Genomic DNA, 20,091 nt, shown 5'->3' with positions numbered 1-20,091 from the left:
CGGAGAACTCCATGCGCCGGACTATAGGACGAAGCCGGTCGGGAAGGGGTCGTCCGGGTCGAGCAGGTAGTTGGCGGTGCCGGTGATCCAGGCTCGGCCGGTGACTGTCGGTACGACGGCAGCGTGCGGACCGACGGTGGTTTCCTCGATGAGGCGGCCGGTGAAGCGGGTGCCGATGAAGGACTCGTTGACGAAGTCGGTGTCGAGGGCCAGCTCGCCGCGGGCGTGCAGTTGCGCCATCCGGGCCGACGTACCGGTCCCGCAGGGCGATCGGTCGAACCAGCCGGGGTGGATCGCCATCGCGTTGCGGGAGTGGGCGCCGTCGAGCCCGGGTGCGGTGAACTGCACGTGCTTGCAGCCGTTGATGCCGGGATCGAGCGGATGCACCGGGCGATCCGTCGTGTTGATCGCATCCATCAACGCCAAGCCGGCGTTCAGGATCTGGTCCTTGTAGGCCCGGTCGAACGGGATCCCGAGCTGCTCCAGCGGCAGGATCGCATAGAAGTTCCCGCCGTACGCGAGGTCGTAGGTCACCGGACCGAGACCGGGCACCTCGACCACTGCATCCAAGGAATGGCTGTACGACGGGACGTTCCGCAGCGTCACGTGTTCCGCGCGACCGTTGCGCACGGCAACGTCTACGACGACCAGTCCGGCCGGGGTGTCCAGCCGGACGACGGTCACTGGTTCCTGCACCTCGACCATGCCGGACTCGACGAGCACAGTCGCGACGCCGATCGTGCCGTGCCCGCACATCGGCAGGAGGCCGGAGACCTCGATGTAGAGCACACCCCAATCCGCGTCGGACCGGGTCGGCGGCTGCAGGATCGCGCCGCTCATCGCAGCGTGCCCGCGCGGTTCGTTCATCAGGAACAGGCGCAACCCGTCCAGGTGCTTGATGAAGTACTCGCGCCGCTCGGCCATCGTCGTACCGGGCACGACCCCGACCCCACCCGTGACGACGCGGGTCGGCATCCCCTCGGTGTGCGAGTCGATCGCGGAGATCGTCCGGATGGACCTCATCGCAAGGACTCCACGGCTTTCTTCATGTCCTGCTCCAGTTGGGCGACGTGTTCGGGCACGAGCGGCCCACGCGGCGGGCGGCACGGGCCGCCGTACCGGCCGACATAATCCATGCCGTACTTGATCGCCTGCACGAACTCCACCCGCGAGTCCCACCGGAACGCCGCGACCAGCGGCTCGTACAACGCCCGGGCCTCTTCCAGCTTGCCTTGTACGGCGAGCTCGAACAACCGGACCGATTCGGCCGGGAACACGTTCGGGAACCCGGCGAACCACCCGGTCGCCCCCATCAGCAGCGCCTCGAGCGTCAGATCGTCGGCCCCGGCGATGACCGCGAGGTCCGGAGCCAGCTCCCGGATCTCCAGGATCCGCCGGACGTCACCGGAGAACTCCTTGACCGCAACAATGTTCTCGATCTGCGCGATCTCGGCGAGCAGTGCCGGTGTCAGGTCGACCTTGGTGTCGATCGGGTTGTTGTAGACCATCACCGGCAACCCGGCCTTGGCCACCTCGGCGAAGTGGTGGAGCACCTCGCCGCGGTTCGCCCGGTACATCGTCGGCGGCAGGCACAGTACGCCATCCGCCCCGTCCTCCGCCGCCTTCTCTGCCCAGGCCCGCGCCTGGTGCGCCCCGACCCCGTGCACCCCGACGACCACCACCCCATCGTTGCCCACAGCATCGATCGCCGTTCGCGCAACCGCCCGCCGCTCGTCATCGGTCAACGACGAATACTCACCGAGCGACCCGTTCGGCCCCACTCCACGGCACCCGTTGTCCACCAGCCACCGGCAGTGCTCCGCATACCGATCCAGATCCGGCCGCAACCCCGCCGGCGCCCCCGCATCCTCCAGATACGGCAACGCCGTCGCCACGATCACGCCATCCAGCTTCTCCGTCACAGCTTCTCCTCAGCCTCAGCCAAATCACCCAACCGCACCGGTACGGCGATCGGCCGTTTCATAGATGGACTACCACCAACAAGCTCAGCCACGTTCCGCGAACAAACCCGCCCCTGACACAACCCCAACCCCACCCGGCAACTAAGCCGAAACGCCCGCCCCTCCACACTCCGTTCACCCACAGCCGCCTCAACCTCGCCGCGGCTCACTTCCTCACACCGACACACCAGCGTCTCGGCCGAACTCCACCCCTTCCACCCCTCCCGCACCGGATAAGCCCGCCCCAAAGCCCCCGCAAACCGCCGCAACCGCCCAACCCGCCGATCCGCCACGGTGGGGGTTGTCGCGGCGGCGTGTTGGGCTGCGGCGGCGCCTGCGATGCGGCCCTCGGCGGCTGACAGGTCAGCGCCGCCGATGCCGGTGAGCTCGCCTGCGGCGAAGACTCCCGGGGTGCTTGTGTGTTGCTCGGCGTCCACGGCGACTGCGAGGCCGTCGTCAGCGAGGTTGCAGCCGGCGGCTACCGCCAGCTCCAGCTGTGGTGTGAAACCGAAGCCCACGCACACCGCATCGCACTCCAACCGGCGTTCGGTGCGGGGGATCGGGTTCCACCCGGCGTCGAGGCGGGCGACGGTTACTGCGTCCACCCGGTCGGTCCCGTGTGCTGCGACGACAGTCCACCCATGCCGGAGGGGAACACGATGGCGAGCAAGCGTGCGTGCGTAACCAACCGCCTCGCCAAGCTTGCCCACAGCAACCAATGCATCCGGCGCCCACCCACGAACAACAGTGGACAACCGATTGGCTTCGAACAACCCGACGACAGCAGCACCAACCCCGATCAGCGACTCCGCGACCGGCAGCAGGAAGGGTCCCGTTCCCGCGACTACTACCCGCCGGCCGACCGCGATCCGTTGCCCCTTCGCCAGCGCCTGCGCGGCGCCCGCCGTGTACACCCCCGGCAGATCCCAACCAGGGAAGGGCAAAACCCGATCGTAGGCACCAGTCGCCAACACCACCGCCAGTCCATCAACCGCAAACACCGAACGCCCCGGCGCATCCGCCGCCCCGCGCTGCACCCACAGCCGGGTCCCCTCGACCGCCCACACCGACGACTCCGGCAGATACGCGATCAGCTCATGCGACAGCACCCGATCACCCACAAACGACTTCCGCCGTACGCCGAACTCCGCAGCAGCCTGCCGATGGAACTGCCCGCCCAAAGCACGCCCGGCGTCAACCAAAACCACCGACGCACCACCATCAGCCGCGGCCAGCGCAGCGGCCATCCCCGCCGGCCCAGCCCCCACCACCACAACGTCAGCACGAAGCGATTCACCAGTCGACCCACCAGGACCACCACCGCGAGGCAACACAGCCCCAGCCTGCGAGCGAATCTCGTCCCCCGCAGAAACCGTCCGCTGGCAAGCCCGCACATCCGGAACCCCGTTCACCACGACCAAACAGTCGTAGCAAGCCCCGATCCCACAGAACACACCCCGCGGCCGCTCCCCACCCCGCGTAGTCCGCCAAGCATCCTGCCCCCGCGCCAGCAACACCCCAGCCACGGTCTGCCCAGCAACCGCCTCCACCGGCGAACCATCCACAGTCACCGGTACGACGTCCGCCGTACCGGCCAAATCCATGGAGAAGAAGGAAGTCACCCGGAGATCACCGCCTCCCGATCCACCCGGAACGGCTCGGCCGCAACGTGCGGCGCCAGCCCCAGCAGCAGCTCAGTCACCAACCGCCCAGTCGAAGCAGCCAACCCGATCCCCGCCCCCTCATGCCCGGTCGCATGCCACAACCCCGGCACCCGCGGATCCGGCCCGATCACCGGCAGATGATCCGGCGCGTACGGCCGAAACCCGCCGTACGCCCGCATCACCGCCACCTCACCCAGAAACGGAAACAACCCAACAGCCTTCCGAGCCAACTCCCGCAGTACCCGAACCCGCAGCGACTCGTCGAACCCGACCCGCTCCCGACTGGACCCGATCAACACCGTGCCAGCGCGCGTCGACTCGACCACCGTCGACGTCTGCAGCTCAGCGTCCCCACTCCCGACCGCACCCACATAGTCAGCGTCATAAACCTTGTGCCGAACGCATTCCGGCAGCGGCGCCGTCACCAAAACCATCCCCCGCCGCGGCAACACCCGAATCGGCGCACCAGCCTCCGCGCTGAACGCGCCAGCCCAAGGCCCACAAGCATTCAGTACGGCGCCGCACGCGATCACGCCGTCAGTCGTCTCAACCCCGATCACCCGCCCCGAGGCCGCCCGCCGCAACCCCAGCGCAGTCACCCCGGACCGAACCTCACCACCACGATCCCGAACCGCAGCGAGCAAAGCCGTTGCCGCCAGCACCGGTTGCAGCTGCGCGTCCTCCGGATAGTGCACCGCACCCGTCACCCGTGGCGTCAGCAACGGCTCCAGCTCAAACGCCTCACCAGCGGAGATCACCCGAGCATCGACCCCTGCCGCCTGCTGCTTCGCCGCGAACGCCTTCAGCGGCGCCGGATCGCCAGTCGCCACGACCACGCCACCCTTGGCTTCCCACTCGACATCCGCCACCCGCTCCGGCAGTCGCGCGAGCACCGTCTCCCACTCGAAGCGCGACGCGAGCGCCAGTTCGAGCTCCGGCCCGGGCTCCTTGTCGGAGACAAGCACATTGCCTTCCCCGGCCGCCGTCGTACCGGAGGCAGATCCGTCGCGATCGATCACGAGCACCCGGACCCCGGCCGCCGACAGCGCCTCGGCGCAGGCAGCGCCGACGATCCCCGCACCGACGACGACCACGTCGGGCTGCGGCACGGCGACCTCCTCAGGGACCGTTCATTAAACTGAACGATTTCGAGAGTACGGCGCACACCGGCCCGCGGTCAACGTTTCAGCTGCGATGCGGACCCGGACCGGACGGCGCCGCGTCCGGCGGGTACTCCAGCAGCAGCACCGAGCGCACCGGCCCGTCCACCGCCTCGTACTCGTGCGGCCCGCCGGCCCGGAACGCCAGGTAGTCCCCCGGCCCGAGCTCCTCGGTCCGGCCGCGTGATGTCACCCGCAGCCGCCCGCTCAGCACCACATGGTGTTCGATCCCGGGATGCCCGTCCGAGTGCTGCACGGCCTCCGGCCGCACGTCCTGCGTGTAGATCTCGAACAACCCGCCGGCCGGTTCCAGCCGCCGTACCATCCGCAGGTCGATCGCCTCACCGGACAGTACGTCGACCTCCGCCGCCCGCACGAGGATCAGATCGGCCGTCGGCGCATCGCTCAGCAGCGCCGACACCGGCACCCCGAGAGCGTTCGACAAACTGAACACGGTCTCAATGGTCGGATTCCCGCTCCCCGACTCCAGCTGCGACAACGTCCCCTTGGCGATCCCCGATCGCCGGGCGAGCTCGGACAGCGAAATCCCCTGCTCGTCCCGGCGCGCCCGCAGATTCGCTCCCAGCACCCGACCCGCACCCATCGCAGCCACACCCGGAGCTTAGAGGGTGTACAGAAGGACGGGTAATAGTCACCGATTCGGCCACCGACGGCGGCGCCTCACGCCTGCGATCGGGCCCCACGCCACGCGTACTAACAGTTCGTCTGCACGCCACTCACGGAATCACCCGCTGCCGCCTGAGCTCGGCGAAGATCCGGAACAACATCTCCTCGGTGGCGACGTACTGGTGGAAGCCTGCTCGCCGCGCCTTCGATCCGTCGGCGAAGAAGTCGTAGTCCCAGCCGAACACGAAGTCCGCGAACGGCCAGGACGACACCTCCGCGAACGACGTCGCCGCCAACCCGTGCGTCGCCTGCAACTGCTTCCAGACCGGCTCCTTGTCGGCCATCACGTCCTGCAGCGACATCTGCAGCGGCGGCGCGACGTCCATCTCGAACCAGCGCGCGATCTTCGGCCACAGCTCACTCCACCGGAACAGATCGCCGTTCGCGATGTTGAACGCCTGGTTCGCCGCGGCCGGCGCGGTCGCCGCCCACACCGCGGCATTCGCCAGCAGGCCGGAGTCGGTGACTTCCAGCAACGCGTCGTACGCGCCTGGCTTGCCGGGGAACCGCAGCGGTACGCCGAGCTCCTTCGACAGCGAGGCGTAGACGGCAATCGCGACCGCAAGGTTCATCGGGTTGCCCAAGGCAACACCACCGACCACGGACGGCCGCAACGCCGACCAGTCCCACGTCTTGCCCACCTGCCGTGCCTCGAGGAACTTCTGCTGATCGACGTTGAACTCCGGCGGCAGATGCGGCGGATCGTCCTCCCGCGCCGGCGTCTTGAACGGGCCAAGGTGAGCCCCGTACACCTTGTACCCCTGCATCAGACTGACGTGCCGCAACCCGTGCGCCACCGGCTCGATCGCATCCACGACATTCACCAGCATCGCCAGATTCGGCGGCACCAGCTCGGCCCAGGTCGGCCGATCCTGGTACGCCACGTAGAACACGTGCGTCACCTCGGAGAGCCCGGCGAGCTTGTCCCGGGTGTCGTCGGGATCGAGCAGATCCACCGCGAGCTGCCGAACCTTCCCCGGTACGTCGACGCCCCCACGCCGCGACAGCCCGATCACTCGCCAATCCTCCAGTGAAGCCAAGTGATCGACCAGGTTCGTCCCGATCACACCTCGCGCACCCACCACCAACGCCACGTTCTCCATGCCCAACAGCCTGCCTGACCTGCGCAGATAAGGCCAAGGCATAGTTATCACCGGTCCCATAAGCTGTGCTCATGACAACCTTGCGGCAGCTCGAGTATCTGGTCACCGTGGTGGACACAGGCTCGTTCACGAAGGCGGCCGAGCAGCTGCACGTGACCCAGCCGGCGTTGTCCCACCAGATCCGCGCCCTCGAACGTTCAGCCGGCGGTCCCCTGCTCGAGCGGCTGCCCCGCAACGTCCGCCTCACCTCGACCGGCCGCGCGATGATCCCGCACGCCCGAGCCGCCCTGGCCGACGCCTACCGTGCCCAATGCGCCGCCCGCCAAGCAGCCGGTCTCGAGGTCGGTGAGCTGCAGATCGCAACCCTTTACTCGATCACGCTGGGCATCCTCCCGGCCGCCCTACGCCGCTGGCGCCAGTCCTACCCCGAGGTCGGCATCCGCCTCTTCGAGCACCGGCACACCGACGAACTCGTCGAAGCCATGCAAGCCGGCCAGGCCGACCTCGCCATCGGACCGGAACCGACCGATTGGCCAGGAACCGTGCACCCACTGGGCTCCGAGGACTTCGTGGTCGTTGTCGCCGCCGACGACCCAGCGGCCATCGGGGACACCGTCACCCTGACCGGCCTGGCCGACCGCTCATGGGTCCACTACGCACCGAGCCACGGACTGTCCGACGTACTCGATATCGCTTGTGCACAAGCAGGTTTCGAGCCCCGCATCGCCATCCGTACCGAACAGACGGCCGCCGCCCCAGCCCTAGCCGCCGCAGGACTCGGCCCAGCCCTCGTCCCGGCGAACATCCTCCCGTCAAGCTACGACGGCCACATCCTCCGCCCGGATCCCCCGATCAGCCGCGCTCTGACGGCGTACACGCGCGGCACCCCCGACCCGCTCGCCGCGGCATTCATCAGCCTGCTCGCTGACTGACGCGGAAGGTCAGACCGTCAGTGTCAGCTTGTCCAGGGCGGTGACCAGGGGTGCCAGCTCGGGGAGCTCGGCTGCCTTGCGGAGGGCTTCGGTCAGTACGGCGTCGTGGGTGGGCTGGGCCTGGTCGAGGAGGTCGCGGCCGGCCTGGGTGACCTCGGTGTAGATGCCACGGCGGTCGGTCGGGCAGAGGTAGCGCTCGAGGAGTTTGCGGTCCTCGAGGCGGCTGACCAGGCGGGTCGTCGCGGACTGGCTGAGCACGACAGCCGTCGACAGTTGATTCATCCGCAGGTGGTGCTCGTCCTGCCGGGCCAGCACGTCCAGCACGCCGTACTCACTCACGGAGAGGCCGTGCTGCTTCTGCAGTGCGCGCTCCAGCTCGTCCTCGATCCGGGCATGCAGAGCAGCCAGGGTGCGCCAGCCCTGCGCCCGCGCCTCGGCGGCGTCGTCCGGTAGTCCCACGGCTCCTCCACTTGAACTTTACGATTGCATGCGCCATCATAGCGCTTGTGCAATAGCCCGCGTCTGCAACTATCGCGGACGCCGGTAATAGCTGTAAGACTACAGATAGAGGAGACAAGATCCCATGCCCGCGGCGTTGCTCGCTCTGGCCATCGGTGCCTTCGGGATTGGCACCACCGAATTCGTCATCATGGGCCTGCTGCCCGAGGTCGCGACCGACTTCGGCGTCAGCATCCCGTCGGCCGGGCTGCTGATCTCCGGTTACGCGCTCGGCGTCGTGGTCGGTGCCCCGCTGCTGACCGCGATCGGGTCCAAGGTGTCCCGCAAGACCGTGCTGATCGCACTGATGGGTGTCTTCATCGCCGGCAACCTGCTCTCCGCGCTCGCCCCGACGTACGGCGTACTGATGACCGGCCGGATCGTCGCCGCCCTGGCCCACGGCGCGTTCTTCGGCGTCGGCTCGGTGGTCGCGGCCTCCCTGGTTCCGAAGGCCAAGCAGGCCAGTGCGATCGCGCTGATGTTCACCGGGCTGACCGTGGCCAACGTGCTCGGCGTCCCCGGCGGTACGGCGCTCGGTCAGCAGTTCGGCTGGCGGTCGACGTTCTGGGCGGTGACCGCGCTCGGCGTGATCGGCCTGCTCGGGATCATGTTCCTGGTCCCGAAGCAGGACACCGCCGAGGGACCGGGTCTGCGGGTCGAGTTGGCCGTGTTCAAGAACGTGCAGGTGTGGCTGGCGCTGGCGATGACCGCGCTCGGGTTCGCCGGGGTGTTCGCGTCGTTCACCTACATCGCGCCGATGATGACCGAGGTCGCGGGCTTCTCGGCCGGGGCGGTCACCTGGCTGCTCGTGCTCTTCGGCGGCGGTCTGGTCGTCGGCAACCTCCTCGGCGGCAAGGCGGCAGACCGCTCACTGATGCCGAGTCTGTACCTGATCCTCACGCTGCTGGCCGCCGTACTGGTCGTGTTCGTCTTCACCGCACACGCCAAGTTGCCGTCGGCAATCACCATCGCGATCTTCGGCGCGGCCGGGTTCGCGACCGTGGCTCCGCTGCAGAAGCGGGTCATGGACAAGGCGGCCGGTGCCCCGGCGCTGGCCTCCGCGGCCAACATCGCCGCCTTCAACCTCGGCAACGCGATCGGCGCGTACCTCGGCGGCCTGACCATCTCGCACGGTTTCGGCTACACCGCCCCGAACTGGGTCGGCGCCGCCCTCGCTCTCGCCGGCCTGAGTGTCGCCGTGCTCTCCGGGGCACTGGACCGGCAGCGCCGCACCTCACCTGTTCTCACTACTGTCTGAAGGATTTGATCCACCGATGATTCCCACCGTGAAGCTCAACAACGGCGTCGAGATGCCTCAGCTCGGGTATGGCGTCTTCCAGGTCCCGGACGAGGAGACGACCGCGGCTGTGACGGCGGCGCTCGAGGCGGGCTACCGCAGTATCGACACGGCGGCGGCGTACCAGAACGAGGCCGGCGTCGGGAAGGCACTGGTTGCCTCCGGCATCGATCGCTCCGAGCTGTTCGTGACGACCAAGCTGTGGAACGCCGACCAGGGCTATGACAAGGCCTTGCGGGCCTTCGATCAGAGCCTCGGGCTGCTCGGCCTCGAGTACCTCGACCTCTACCTGATCCACTGGCCCGCCCCGGACCTCGACCTGTACGTCGACACGTGGCGCGCGTTGGAGAAGCTGCTGGCCGATGGGCGGGTGCGCGCGATCGGCGTGTCCAACTTCCAGCCGCAGCACCTCGATCGGCTCGCCGAGGTCGCCGGCATCACCCCGGCCGTCAACCAGGTCGAGCTGCACCCGTTCCTGCAGCAAGAGGACATCCGTGCGTACGGCGCCGACTTCGGTATCCGCACCGAGGCGTGGAGCCCGCTGGCCAAGGGCGGTTCGCTGCTGACCGACCCGGTGATCCGGGCGCTCGCTGCCAAGCACGACCGCACCCCTGCTCAGGTCGTACTGCGCTGGCACCTCCAGCTCGGCAACATCGTCATCCCGAAGTCGGTCACGCCGGCCCGGATCAAGGAGAACCTCAACGTGTTCGACTTCGACCTGTCGGCCGAGGACCTCGCCACGATCACCCCTCTGGACCGCGGCGAGCGCACCGGGCCGCACCCGGATACGTTCAACGTGGCTTAGCAGTTCGCGTAGTAGTTCGCGACGGCATGGAAGGACTTCTTCGATTCCCAGCGGTACGGCGATGCTGGGTCGTCGGGGTCCTTCCGCAGTACCTTGCACAGGCTGTACGCCGCGATGTCCAGGTCGTGCGGGCGGTCGTCCGGCCGGTGCGGGACGTCCGGTGAGATGAACGTGTACATCGACGCCCCGAGGATGCCTTCGGCTGTGAACACCTTGAGCATGTTCACCAGGTGATCTGCCTGGGTCTGCTCGTCACGGACGTACTGCGCCGGAATCTCGCCATTGGCGTCGACGATGTCCCAACCCATCCCGCCCAGCTCCGGCGCCCCGGTGAACGTGCAGCACCCGAACTCCAGAATCATGATCGGCTTCCCCCACCGCCGGAAGGGCACCAGCTCCTTCGGATCAGTTCCGTAGAAGTCCAGACCCACGAGGTCGAACAGCGACCAGTCCACGTTCTCCAGGTCGTGCGCGGCGCCGTACGTGATCCGCCCGTGGAAGTGGCGCCGGGCAACCTTCACCATCTGCGCGGTGAACACCCGGAACTTCCGCTGCAGCTCGGTCATGTCGTAGTCACCCTTGGCCAGATACGCGACCCGCTCGAAGAAGTCCGCCCCCGGCACGATCCCCGGCGTGAACAACATGAACTCGCACCCCACCACCAGCATCACCTCCGGCCCGAGCCGCCGCCGCAACCGCTCGGCCCCGATCGCCACCTCCCGCAACTTCCCCAACGCATCCGCCTGCGGCTCATCGAACGCCCGAGGCTGCACCGAAACCGCCATCCCCCGCCGCAACACCTCCTCCGCCGTCTCCACCAACCGCCCCACATCACTCCCATAGACACTCACCCAGTTGGCGTGCAGCCGATCCCGAACAGCCCGAACCTCCCCCTGCATCAACTCGTGACTCCACCGCACCCGACTGTCATCCCCCAGGAACCCCGTCCCCACGTCATAAGCCACCCCCCGGAACGCCAACCCCCGCCGCCCACCTGCACCCAGGAAGCGGGCTTGCGTCTCACTCCCCACGGCGGCAGCGGCGGGACCTGGCAGGGCGCCACCCGCCGCAGTACCTGCTGCCCCCGCGACCAACCCAAGAGCCGCCGCACGTCGAAGGAACTGCGCCCGATCCATCCGCGATTCGCTCATACCCCCGAGTCTTCGCCGACGGCACCACCGGATCGTCCACCCTCCGTCCCTCGCCGTGCGACTTTGGTTGCTAACACGATGTCTTCAGATCTGACACACTGTTTCAGTGCGAGCAGCAGACGAACGAACGGCGCTCGGCTCGGTCTGGCTCCGGACCGAGGCCGAGGCGACCCGGGCACCGCTCACCCGCGAGCAGATCATCAGGACCGCGATCGACCTCCTCGACCGCGACGGCCTGGACGGCTTCTCGATGCGGAAGATCGCCGCCGAGCTCGGCACCGCCGCGACGTCCGCCCTCTACTGGCGGATCGCCAACAAGAACGATCTGCTCGAGCTGGCAGTCGACGAAATCCTCGGTACGGCGCTCGCCGACCCCGGCCCGGGCGATTGGCGGGACCACCTGACCCTCGCCTGCACAGCGGCGTACCGGGCGTTGTGGGAGCACCCCTGGGCGCCGCAGCTGCTCGCGACCCACGCCGGCCTCGGCCCGAACTACCAGGCCTTCACCGACCAGCTCGTCTCGATCCTGGCCGGCGCCCGCTTCAAGGGCGAGCATCTCGACTCCGCGGTCTCGGCTGTCTTCCACTATCTGATCGGCTCGGCCGTCACGGACTCCGCGTGGTCCGCGATGGTCCGCCGCAGCGGACTGACCGAGCGCCAGTGGGCCAACAAGGCAGGCGACCAGCTCGGTGTCGGCGCCGAGAGTCTGGCCGCCTACCTCAACCGAGCCAACCGCGCTGGTCCGGAAGCACGGTTTTCCGCGGGGCTCCGGGTGATTCTGGTCGGGCTGCGGCCACGGCAGCTTTCCTGACCCTCGTGACACAGGGATGACCCGTCACCACTGTGCCCTGTCAATCGCTTGTGCTACTCCCTGTCGCCGTACAACTCTTCACAGTTATGGGTCCGCGCCGCCCTGCGGCCCCAAAACATCACCCTGGAGTGTGAGGCATGACAGGAAAGCTCAAGCTCGCCCGTGCCGCGTTTGCCGCCGTCATCTTGGTGACGGCATCGGCCGGAGCAGTGGGTCAGGCGCAGGCCGCCCAGTCCAAGCCGCCGGCCCCGATCGTCGGTGGAACGCTGGCCAGTACCGCGCAGACCCCGTGGGCGATCGCGCTGAACAACACGCGCTCGTCCGACCCGTACGACCAGTACTGCGGCGCCACGCTCGTGAAGGCGAACAAGATCGTCACCGCGGCGCACTGCGTCACCCAGCCGATGAGTACCTACACCGCCGTCCAGGGCCGCGACGACCTGCGCACCACGGCCGGTAAGACCTCGAAGATCTCCAAGATCTGGAAGGACCCGCTGTACGGGCGCGAGGGCGGCCACGACGTCGCCGTACTGACGCTGGCCACGCCGTTCACCGGTGTCGCCACGCTGCCGCTGGAGTCCAGCCGGGCCGCCGACGCGGTCGGCGCGCAGTCGACCGTGTACGGCTGGGGCGAGACCGAGGGCACCGGTCCCTCGGACCGCTTCCAGAAGGTGCTCACGCCGGTGCTCGGTGACTCCTACTGCCAGCAGCAGTACGCCAGCGAGGGCTACGTCGCCAACGGTGAGATCTGCGCCGGCTACAAGGCAGGCGGCAAGGACTCCTGCCAGGGCGACTCCGGTGGCCCGCTCGTCCTGAACGGCCGCCTCTTCGGCGTCGTCTCCTGGGGCATCGGCTGCGCCGACGCCGGCAACCCGGGCGTCTACGCCGAGGTCGCCTCGTACTACACCGCGCTAACCACGCAGATCAACAACTAGTTGTAGCGATGAGTGGCCGTCCCACGGGGGGGCGGCCACTCATCGCTTCGGTACTGCGACCACGACCGCGTTACTGAGGTACGCCGTACCGTCCCAGTCCTCGCACGTCACCAGCACCAACCGCCCTGGGACGCTCTGGTCGAACAGTCGCGCAGCCTGCTTGGCCAGCGCCTTCTTCCGGTACGTCGTGACCGACGTGACGACGTAGTCCGTCACCCCCTGCTTCGTGGTGACGCGGACTGCGGCACCACGCTTGAGCTGATCCAGATCGTCGAACGCGCCGCCACCGTCATGCACGGTGTGCCCCGTGATCACTGCCGACCCTTTGGCCGCACCGGGTTGTGCGCCATCCGACCACCACCCGACGAGCTGCGGGTTGGACGGCGGGATCAGGGTCGCGCCTCGGGCCCGGATCGCCAGCACCCGCGTGGAAATCCCCAGGCTGGGAACCGCGAGCCTGGTGGGATTCCCGGGCCGCGGCGCCGCCGTACTGCGAACCTCCACCGGCGGCCGCTTCGTCGTACTGGACGGGGTGGAGGTTGCCGTGTTCTTGCTCGGCCCTGCTTGATTCGTCGGCAGGGTCTGCTGCCGCTCCGCATCACTGTCGCGCAGCTGGACGAATCCGCCGACGGCGACCAGCGCGACGCCGGCCGCCAGGGCCCCGATCGTCAGCCAGGACGATCGGGCGCGCCCCGGACGGCGGCGCTGCGCGCGGAGATCAGGCAGAGTGGAATCCCTTGCGCTGGCGAGCCTTCAGCACACCGGCGAACACGAGGATGCCACCGAGACCCAGCAGTCCGATGCCCAGCAGGCTCCGGCTCGCCGTACCGGCCGAGGTGTTCTGGGCGTCGCCACCGAGACCCGCGTCGACCTCGGTCGGTACGCCGATCGGGCTGCTCGGCACGGTCGTCGGAGCCGTCGTCGGGGCCGAGGTGGTCGGCGTACCGGACGGGGTGTCCGTCGGGGTCGGCGTCTCGCTCGGGGTGTCCGTCGGCGTCGGCGTGTCACTCGGGGTCACGGTCGGCGTGTCCGTCGGCGTCGGCGTCGGCGTGGGCGTCGGCGTCGGGGTGGGAGTCGGCGTGGGGGTCGGCGTCGGCGTGGTCGTCACCTTGGCGACACAGAACGAGACATGGCTGATGCCGTAGTACTTGTCGTTGGCCGGGTTGACCGGCGGGTGCAGGCTGGTGCCACCGCTGGTCCCATCCGGCCGGTAGTCGTAGAAGTTCCCGTCCGGACCGCCCTTGATGATGGCGCCGAGCACCTTGCCGCCGACGGCCGTGAAGTCGACCAGTTCACCGGACTGAGTGCCCGGGTGCTGCGGGTCGTCGCCCACCAGTTCACGCTTGGTCCAGGTGACCGTGACACCGTGCTCGGTCTTCTGCCCGGGCGTCGCCGAGTCGAACTTGATCTCCTCCGACCCTGCCACCAGCTCGGCGCAGGTCGGGTTGTCCGGCTTCACGATCCCGCTGGCCGACGCCGCCGGCGCGAGCGCCAGTGACAGGCCGCCCGCGGCGAGCGCGAGTGCGCCCGCTCCGCCGAGCACTGTGGCCAGACGAGACTTCTTGCCCCGCTGCTGCACCGATGTGTTCACAGAAACTTCCTCTGGCGCTGGACCGGCCGATCCCGGCACGATTCGGTGGACCGAAACCCCAACCGGGCGCGAGGTCGCTCGCGCTCCGTCCCCCAGGGTGTTGGAGTCCACCGCATTCTGGTGCCAGGAACTTGCCGCGCGCAAGTATCAGCCCCCGACGCGCCGGAGCGTCACTGACTGTTGTTACAGATCCGCAAAAGCGGACGCCGGATTCTCGAAAGCATCGGCCACGAACCGCAGGAACCCTGCCGCCGTGCCGCCGTCACACACCCTGTGGTCGAACACGAGCGACAGCTGGGTCAGCTTCCGCACCGCGAGCTCGCCGTCCACCACCCAGGGCCGATCGATGATCCGCCCCACGCCCAGGATCGCCACCTGCGGGTGGTTGATGATCGCCGCACTCCCGTCCACCCCGAAACTCCCGTAGTTGTTCAGCGTGAACGTCCCACGGTTGAGCTCGTCCGGCGTCAGCCGCCCGGCGCGAGCCGTCTCCATCAGCCGCCGGATCTCCACGTCGAGCCCACGCGCACTCAACTTGTGCGCATTCGGCACCGCGGGCACCACCAGCCCCCGCTCGGTCTGCGCCGCCAGCCCCAGGTTCACCCCGTCGAACTGAACAAGCTCCTCCCGCTCGGTATCCACAAACCCGTTCAGCTCCGGATACCTGGCCAGCCCAGCCACCACGAACCGCCCCATCAAAGCCAGCAACCCCGGCCCCGAATCAGTTGCCGTCCGCAACGACTCCCTGAGCTCGACCAGCGCCGTCGCATCAACATCAACCCACGTAGTAGCCTCCGGAATCTCCCGCCGGCTCCGACTCAAAGTCGCCGCCGCCACCTTCCGAAACCCACTCATCCCCTCCCGCCGCAACTCCCCCAACCCAGTCCGCAAGTCAACCCCCGCAGCACCGCTCGGCCCTGCGCCTCCCACACCCGCGGCAACCCCCGCGCCAACTCCAGCTCCCGCGCCAGCCCCCACACCCGCGGCAACCCCCGCGCCAACTCCAGCTCCCGCGCCAGCCCCCACACCCACCTCAGCCACACGCCCACCTGCACCCACAGGGACCGGGCTCTCGCTAACAACCTCCTCGGCGGCCGCGGCGGAACCACGCGCGACCTCACCCGCCGCATGTCCAACACGGCGTGCGATAGCCAGCTCCACATCCCGCCGAACAATCAGTCCGTCCGGCCCAGACCCAACCACGCTCCGCAGATCCACCTCAGCATCCCGCGCCAACCGCCGTACGAGAGGTGAAATCACCCGCAAGACCCGCGACTCGGCAGGAACAACAGCTCCACGCGGCTTCCGGCGCCGACCAGACCCAGCCGACTCCCCGGTCCCGTAACCGATCAGCACATTCCCCGACCCCGCGCGCTCCTCCTCGCGATAGCTCGCACCGACCTCAGCCCCAATCGTGATGAGCGGTTTGCCGACCGGGATCACCGTGCCGACCTCACCGTGCAGTTCCTCGACAACCCCCGCGTACGGCGAGGGCAGCTCCACGACCGACTTCGCCGTCTCGACCTCCACGACCGGGGTGTCCACGGCCACCACATCACCCGCCGACACCAGCCAGCGCACGATCTCGCCCTCGGTCAAACCCTCCCCGAGATCCGGGAGCAGGAACGTGTTCACGAGTCCTCCCACTGCAGATCGTCAACGGCATCGAGGATCCGGTCCACCCCCGGCAGCTGGAACTTCTCCAGCTTCGGCGGCGGATACGGAATGTCGAACCCGGTCACCCGCCGCACCGGCGCCGCCAACGAGTGGAAGCACCGTTCGGTGACCCGGGCAACGATCTCCGACGACACACTCGCGAACCCACTCGCCTCGGCGACGACCACAGCCCGCCCAGTACGCCGTACCGCAGCACACACCGTCTCGTCGTCGAACGGCACCACCGACCGCAGATCCACGACCGTCAACTCCCGCCCCTCGGCCGCGGCAGCCTCCGCGGCCTCCATCGCGACCGGCACCGCGGGCCCGTACGCAATCAGAGTCGCATCCGCGCCTTCCCGCCGTACGACGGCGGTCCCGATCCCCGGCGCAGGCTCGGTCAGATCGACCTCTTCCTTGGCCCAGTAGAGCTTCTTCGGCTCCATGAACACCACCGGATCCGGCCATTCGATTGCCCTACGCAACAACGTGTACGCGTCCGCAACGGTGCTCGGGGCAACAACCGTCAGCCCCGGCGTGTGCGCGTAGTACCCCTCCGACGAATCACAGTGATGCTCCACTCCACCGATCCCACCGGCGTACGGCATCCGGATCACCATCGGCAGCGCGATCCGGCCGCGCGTGCGGTTCCGCATCTTCGCCACATGCGAGACGATCTGCTCGAACGCCGGGTACCCGAACGCGTCGAACTGCATCTCGACCACCGGCCGCATCCCGTTCATCGCCAGCCCGATCGCCATCCCGACGATCCCGGACTCGGCCAGCGGGGTGTCGAAACAACGGTCCTCGCCGAACTCCGCGGTCAGCCCGTCGGTGATCCGGAAGACCCCGCCGAGTGGCCCGACGTCCTCGCCGAACATCAGCACGGAATCGTCGGCGGTCATCGCGTCCCGCAGCGCCTGGTTCAAGGCCTGCGCCATCGAAATCTTCTGATGCGCCATGATCAGGCCTCCTCTCGTGCCAGCTCGTCGCGCAGGAACGCGGCCTGCTCGACCAGCTGCGGGGTCGGTACGGCGTACAGGTGGGTGAAGAGCTCTTCCGGATCGACACTCGGCTCCGGCATCAACCCGTCGCGCAACTGCTGGGCCACCTGCGTCGCCGCATCCTCGGCCCGCTGCCGTACGGCGTCGTCCAGCAACCCGGCCTGGGCCAGATAGGCCTCGAGCCGCTTGATCGGATCCTTCGCCAGCCACGGAATCACTTCGTCGTCCTGCCGATAGCGCGTCGCGTCATCGGCGTTCGTGTGCGCCTGCACCCGGTAGGTGTGTGCCTCGACGAGCTGCGGTCCCTCGCCGGCGCGCGCCTTGGCGACAGCCTGCCCCAGTACGGCGAGCAGCCCGGCAAGGTCGTTGCCATCGGCCCGTTCTCCGGGGACGCCGTACCCGATGCCCTTGTGCGCAATGGAAGGCGCGACGGTCTGCTTGGACAGTGGCACCGAGATCGCGAATCCGTTGTTCTGCACGAAGAAGACGACCGGAGCCTTGAACACGGCCGCGAAGTTCAGCGCCTCGTGGAAGTCACCTTCGCTGGTCGCACCGTCACCGCACAGCGCCATCACCACGGTGTCTTCACCCTTCAACCGCGCCGCATGCGCAACGCCGACAGCGTGCGTCAGCTGGGTCGCGAGCGGCGTGGACTGCGGCGCGACGTTGCGGGCGTACGGGTCGTAGCCCGAGTGCCAGTCACCACGGAGCAGCGTCAGCGTCTCGATCGGGTCGACGCCGCGGCTCACGATCGTGACCGTGTCGCGGTATGTCGGGAACAGCCAGTCCCCGTCGGCCAGCACCATCGAGGCCGCGACCTGACAGGCCTCCTGCCCGTGCGACGACGGGTAGACAGCCAGCCGGCCCTGCCGGACCAAGGCGCTGGCCTGATCGTTGATCCGGCGCCCCTTGATCAACTCAACGTAGCCGTCGACGAGGGCCTGCTCGGTCGGCAGCTGGTACGACGAATGGTCGTGCAGAACCCCGTCCTGGTCGATCAACCGGACTGGTTCTTCGGAGGGGAGCAAGAGCTCCTCGACGGTAGTCATGAGCCCTCCAGGCGCAGGAGACGGACGGTGGCCACATCGTCGTACTTCTGGCCATTCGGATCCAGACCTGGGAAAATGCCGAGACGATTGGTTACTGCAGGCCGAGTTTGGAGCGCAAATGTCCCAGGACGAGATCCCGCATCACGCCGGACCTGGACGGACGGTCATCGCTCCGGCACTCGACGAGATCGACCGGCAGATCATCGAGGCGCTCGGCCGGGACGGACGGCTCTCGATCCGCGCCCTGGCGGAGCAGGTACACATCTCCCGCGCCAACGCCTACGCCCGCGTCGAACGCCTCACCAGCACCGACACCATCACCGGCTTCACGGTCACCGTGGACCCACTGAAGCTGGGGCTCGCCACCTCGGCGTACGTCACGCTGAGTCTCCGCCAGAGCTCCTGGCGCTCCCTCCGCGAACAGCTCCAGGCGATCCCCGAGATCAAACACATGGCCCTGGTAGGCGGCGACTTCGACGCCATCCTCCTGGTCCGAGCCGCCGACAACGAGGGCCTCCGCCGCGTAGTCCTCGAAAAGCTCCAAGCCATCCCCGAAGTCCTCGGCACCCGCACCGCCCTCATCTTCGAGGACCTGGGCACCCTCTAACACCCACAGGACTTCCGAACCACCAGCTCCGTCGGATACGCGGTCGGCTCACCAACAGTCCCCTCGACCAACTGCCGAACCACCTCAGCAGCCATCCGCTCCACCGGCTGCCGCACCACAGTCAACGGCGGCCAACACCACTCAGCCTCCGGCGTCCCATCAAACGCCACCACCGCCACATCCTCCGGCACCCTGAGCCCAGCCTCCCTGACGGCCTTCAGCACACCGATCGCCTGCAGATCCGAACTAGCGAACACAGCAGTGGGCCGCTCCACCAACCCCACCAACCACCGCCCAGCCGCATACCCACCCTCCCGACTGAACCCCACCCTCACCACCGGCCCATCCGCCACCCCAGCCCCCCGCAACCCCTCCCGCCAGCCCTTCTCCCGCTCAGACACCCCACCCCGCCGCCCACCCGCGTCCCGCTCCACCCCGCGCACCCGTGCGACCTCCCCGCCCCGCACGTCCGTCACCCTGGGCACCCCACCCCCTGCGCCCATCTGATCCGGCTCTGCCCCCACAACAACCTCACCCGCCGCTTGGCCACCCGCAGCACCAGGGCCTCCGATCACCAGGGCGATGCGGGTGTGGCCATGCCCCACAAGATGTTCGACAGCAGCTCGTGCACCTTCGCGGTAGCGCGGACTGACTGAGCTCACCCCGGGCAGCACGCGATTGACGACAACCACGGGCACGTCGGCGCCGGCCAGGTCGGGTGCCTCAGATGGCGTCACCAGCACCAGGCCGCTCACCTGGCGGGCCAGTAGCTGTGCGACCTTCGTGCGCTCGGTTTCCGGGTCACCGTCAGCACTCGTCTGCAGTACGACGTACCCTCGCTCGCCGGCCGCCTTGTCGATCGCCTTGGCCAGTTCGGCGAACAGTGGATTCCCACCGTCCGGCGTGATCAGTCCGAACGTCTGCGTGCTCCCGGTCCGCAGCGCCCGAGCTGTCGCGTTCGGCCGGTACCCGAGCACGCGGATCGCCTCGAGCACCCGCTCCCGCGCCTGGGGCGACACCGCGCGCGGCCCGTCGTTCACGACGTAACTCACGACCGCAGTACTGACACCGGCGTACCGCGCGACGTCGTTACGCGTGACTGGGGACGACATGAGCCGATCGTAACGACCGTTGACCGCCTGCCCAGACCGTTGTTAGCCTCGATCTACACGAGTAGATC

General features: G+C 68.2%; 20 protein-coding genes. 6 read left to right on the top strand and 14 right to left on the bottom strand.

Annotated features, from left to right (window positions below; genetic code table 11):
• Positions 1-21: 21 nt before the first annotated feature.
• From ACFCV3_RS32800 to ACFCV3_RS32775, 6 genes are all read right to left on the bottom strand, one after another.
• Positions 22-1,023 (bottom strand): proline racemase family protein, encoded by a 1,002-nt coding sequence (locus ACFCV3_RS32800; RefSeq protein WP_376036627.1) that lies wholly within the window; start codon positions 1,021-1,023, stop codon positions 22-24.
• On the bottom strand, positions 1,020-1,922 hold the full coding sequence (locus tag ACFCV3_RS32795) for a dihydrodipicolinate synthase family protein (protein WP_376036625.1): 903 nt from the start codon (positions 1,920-1,922) through the stop codon (positions 1,020-1,022). The genes ACFCV3_RS32800 and ACFCV3_RS32795 overlap by 4 nt, the downstream gene beginning before the upstream one ends.
• Positions 1,919-3,583 (bottom strand): FAD-dependent oxidoreductase, encoded by a 1,665-nt coding sequence (locus tag ACFCV3_RS32790; protein WP_376036622.1) that lies wholly within the window; start codon positions 3,581-3,583, stop codon positions 1,919-1,921. Before ACFCV3_RS32790 ends, ACFCV3_RS32795 begins: the two co-directional genes overlap by 4 nt.
• Positions 3,580-4,734, bottom strand: a complete 1,155-nt coding sequence (locus ACFCV3_RS32785) for an NAD(P)/FAD-dependent oxidoreductase (protein ID WP_376036621.1) — start codon at positions 4,732-4,734, stop codon at positions 3,580-3,582. The genes ACFCV3_RS32790 and ACFCV3_RS32785 overlap by 4 nt, the downstream gene beginning before the upstream one ends.
• A 76-nt stretch (positions 4,735-4,810) precedes the next feature.
• Positions 4,811-5,389 (bottom strand): helix-turn-helix domain-containing protein, encoded by a 579-nt coding sequence (locus ACFCV3_RS32780; protein WP_376036703.1) that lies wholly within the window; start codon positions 5,387-5,389, stop codon positions 4,811-4,813.
• A gap of 133 nt (positions 5,390-5,522) precedes the next feature.
• The gene (locus ACFCV3_RS32775; RefSeq protein ID WP_376036619.1) at positions 5,523-6,575 is read right to left on the bottom strand and encodes an SDR family oxidoreductase; all 1,053 of its coding nucleotides are present in this window, start codon (positions 6,573-6,575) and stop codon (positions 5,523-5,525) included.
• Between the two features lie 71 nt (positions 6,576-6,646).
• Here ACFCV3_RS32775 and ACFCV3_RS32770 point away from each other — a divergent pair, with 71 nt between their 5' ends.
• Entirely contained in the window at positions 6,647-7,507 is an 861-nt protein-coding gene (locus ACFCV3_RS32770) for a LysR substrate-binding domain-containing protein (protein WP_376036617.1), read from the top strand.
• A 9-nt stretch (positions 7,508-7,516) separates the two neighbouring features.
• Here ACFCV3_RS32770 and ACFCV3_RS32765 read toward each other — a convergent pair whose 3' ends face one another.
• Positions 7,517-7,966, bottom strand: a complete 450-nt coding sequence (locus tag ACFCV3_RS32765) for a MarR family winged helix-turn-helix transcriptional regulator (protein ID WP_376036614.1) — start codon at positions 7,964-7,966, stop codon at positions 7,517-7,519.
• 124 nt (positions 7,967-8,090) lie between these two features.
• Between ACFCV3_RS32765 and ACFCV3_RS32760 the strand changes: the two genes are divergently transcribed.
• Both ACFCV3_RS32760 and ACFCV3_RS32755 read left to right on the top strand, forming a co-directional pair.
• Positions 8,091-9,263, top strand: a complete 1,173-nt coding sequence (locus ACFCV3_RS32760; RefSeq protein WP_376036611.1) for an MFS transporter — start codon at positions 8,091-8,093, stop codon at positions 9,261-9,263.
• A 16-nt stretch (positions 9,264-9,279) separates the two neighbouring features.
• Complete coding sequence (locus ACFCV3_RS32755) at positions 9,280-10,107, top strand: aldo/keto reductase (protein ID WP_376036608.1); 828 nt, start codon at positions 9,280-9,282, stop codon at positions 10,105-10,107.
• Here the strand turns inward: ACFCV3_RS32755 and ACFCV3_RS32750 are convergent.
• A complete protein-coding gene (locus ACFCV3_RS32750; protein WP_376036606.1) occupies positions 10,104-11,006 on the bottom strand; it encodes a hypothetical protein in 903 nt (300 codons plus the stop codon). The genes ACFCV3_RS32755 and ACFCV3_RS32750 overlap by 4 nt on opposite strands.
• A 358-nt stretch (positions 11,007-11,364) precedes the next feature.
• Between ACFCV3_RS32750 and ACFCV3_RS32745 the strand changes: the two genes are divergently transcribed.
• Both ACFCV3_RS32745 and ACFCV3_RS32740 read left to right on the top strand, forming a co-directional pair.
• Positions 11,365-12,069, top strand: coding sequence for a TetR/AcrR family transcriptional regulator C-terminal domain-containing protein (locus ACFCV3_RS32745; RefSeq protein WP_376036604.1), 705 nt, complete (start codon positions 11,365-11,367; stop codon positions 12,067-12,069).
• A gap of 137 nt (positions 12,070-12,206) precedes the next feature.
• Positions 12,207-13,004, top strand: a complete 798-nt coding sequence (locus tag ACFCV3_RS32740) for a trypsin-like serine protease (protein WP_376036602.1) — start codon at positions 12,207-12,209, stop codon at positions 13,002-13,004.
• Positions 13,005-13,043: 39 nt separating this feature from the next.
• On the opposite strand, the gene ACFCV3_RS32735 is transcribed toward ACFCV3_RS32740, so the two are convergent.
• From ACFCV3_RS32735 to ACFCV3_RS32715, 5 genes are all read right to left on the bottom strand, one after another.
• A complete protein-coding gene (locus tag ACFCV3_RS32735; RefSeq protein WP_376036599.1) occupies positions 13,044-13,508 on the bottom strand; it encodes a class F sortase in 465 nt (154 codons plus the stop codon).
• Between the two features lie 214 nt (positions 13,509-13,722).
• Positions 13,723-14,595 carry a hypothetical protein gene (locus tag ACFCV3_RS32730; protein ID WP_376036598.1) on the bottom strand — a complete coding sequence of 291 codons (873 nt, stop codon included), beginning with the start codon at positions 14,593-14,595 and terminating at the stop codon, positions 13,723-13,725.
• Positions 14,596-14,778: 183 nt separating this feature from the next.
• The gene (locus ACFCV3_RS32725; protein ID WP_376036596.1) at positions 14,779-16,230 is read right to left on the bottom strand and encodes a dihydrolipoamide acetyltransferase family protein; all 1,452 of its coding nucleotides are present in this window, start codon (positions 16,228-16,230) and stop codon (positions 14,779-14,781) included.
• Positions 16,227-17,213 (bottom strand): alpha-ketoacid dehydrogenase subunit beta, encoded by a 987-nt coding sequence (locus ACFCV3_RS32720; protein WP_376036593.1) that lies wholly within the window; start codon positions 17,211-17,213, stop codon positions 16,227-16,229. The genes ACFCV3_RS32725 and ACFCV3_RS32720 overlap by 4 nt, the downstream gene beginning before the upstream one ends.
• A gap of 2 nt (positions 17,214-17,215) precedes the next feature.
• Positions 17,216-18,304 carry a thiamine pyrophosphate-dependent dehydrogenase E1 component subunit alpha gene (locus ACFCV3_RS32715; RefSeq protein WP_376036589.1) on the bottom strand — a complete coding sequence of 363 codons (1,089 nt, stop codon included), beginning with the start codon at positions 18,302-18,304 and terminating at the stop codon, positions 17,216-17,218.
• Positions 18,305-18,422: 118 nt separating this feature from the next.
• On the opposite strand from ACFCV3_RS32715, the gene ACFCV3_RS32710 reads away from it, so the two are divergent.
• Positions 18,423-18,911, top strand: a complete 489-nt coding sequence (locus ACFCV3_RS32710) for an Lrp/AsnC family transcriptional regulator (protein WP_376036587.1) — start codon at positions 18,423-18,425, stop codon at positions 18,909-18,911.
• Here the strand turns inward: ACFCV3_RS32710 and ACFCV3_RS32705 are convergent.
• The gene (locus ACFCV3_RS32705; protein ID WP_376036585.1) at positions 18,908-20,023 is read right to left on the bottom strand and encodes a LacI family DNA-binding transcriptional regulator; all 1,116 of its coding nucleotides are present in this window, start codon (positions 20,021-20,023) and stop codon (positions 18,908-18,910) included. The two genes, ACFCV3_RS32710 and ACFCV3_RS32705, sit on opposite strands and share 4 nt — an antisense overlap.
• Positions 20,024-20,091: the final 68 nt, after the last annotated feature.

The sequence above is a fragment of the Kribbella sp. NPDC056345 genome (assembly GCF_042262745.1).
Taxonomy (GTDB): domain Bacteria; phylum Actinomycetota; class Actinomycetes; order Propionibacteriales; family Kribbellaceae; genus Kribbella.
Note: the sequence above shows the minus strand (reverse complement) of the source record. Positions and strands in the feature narration are given on the sequence as shown.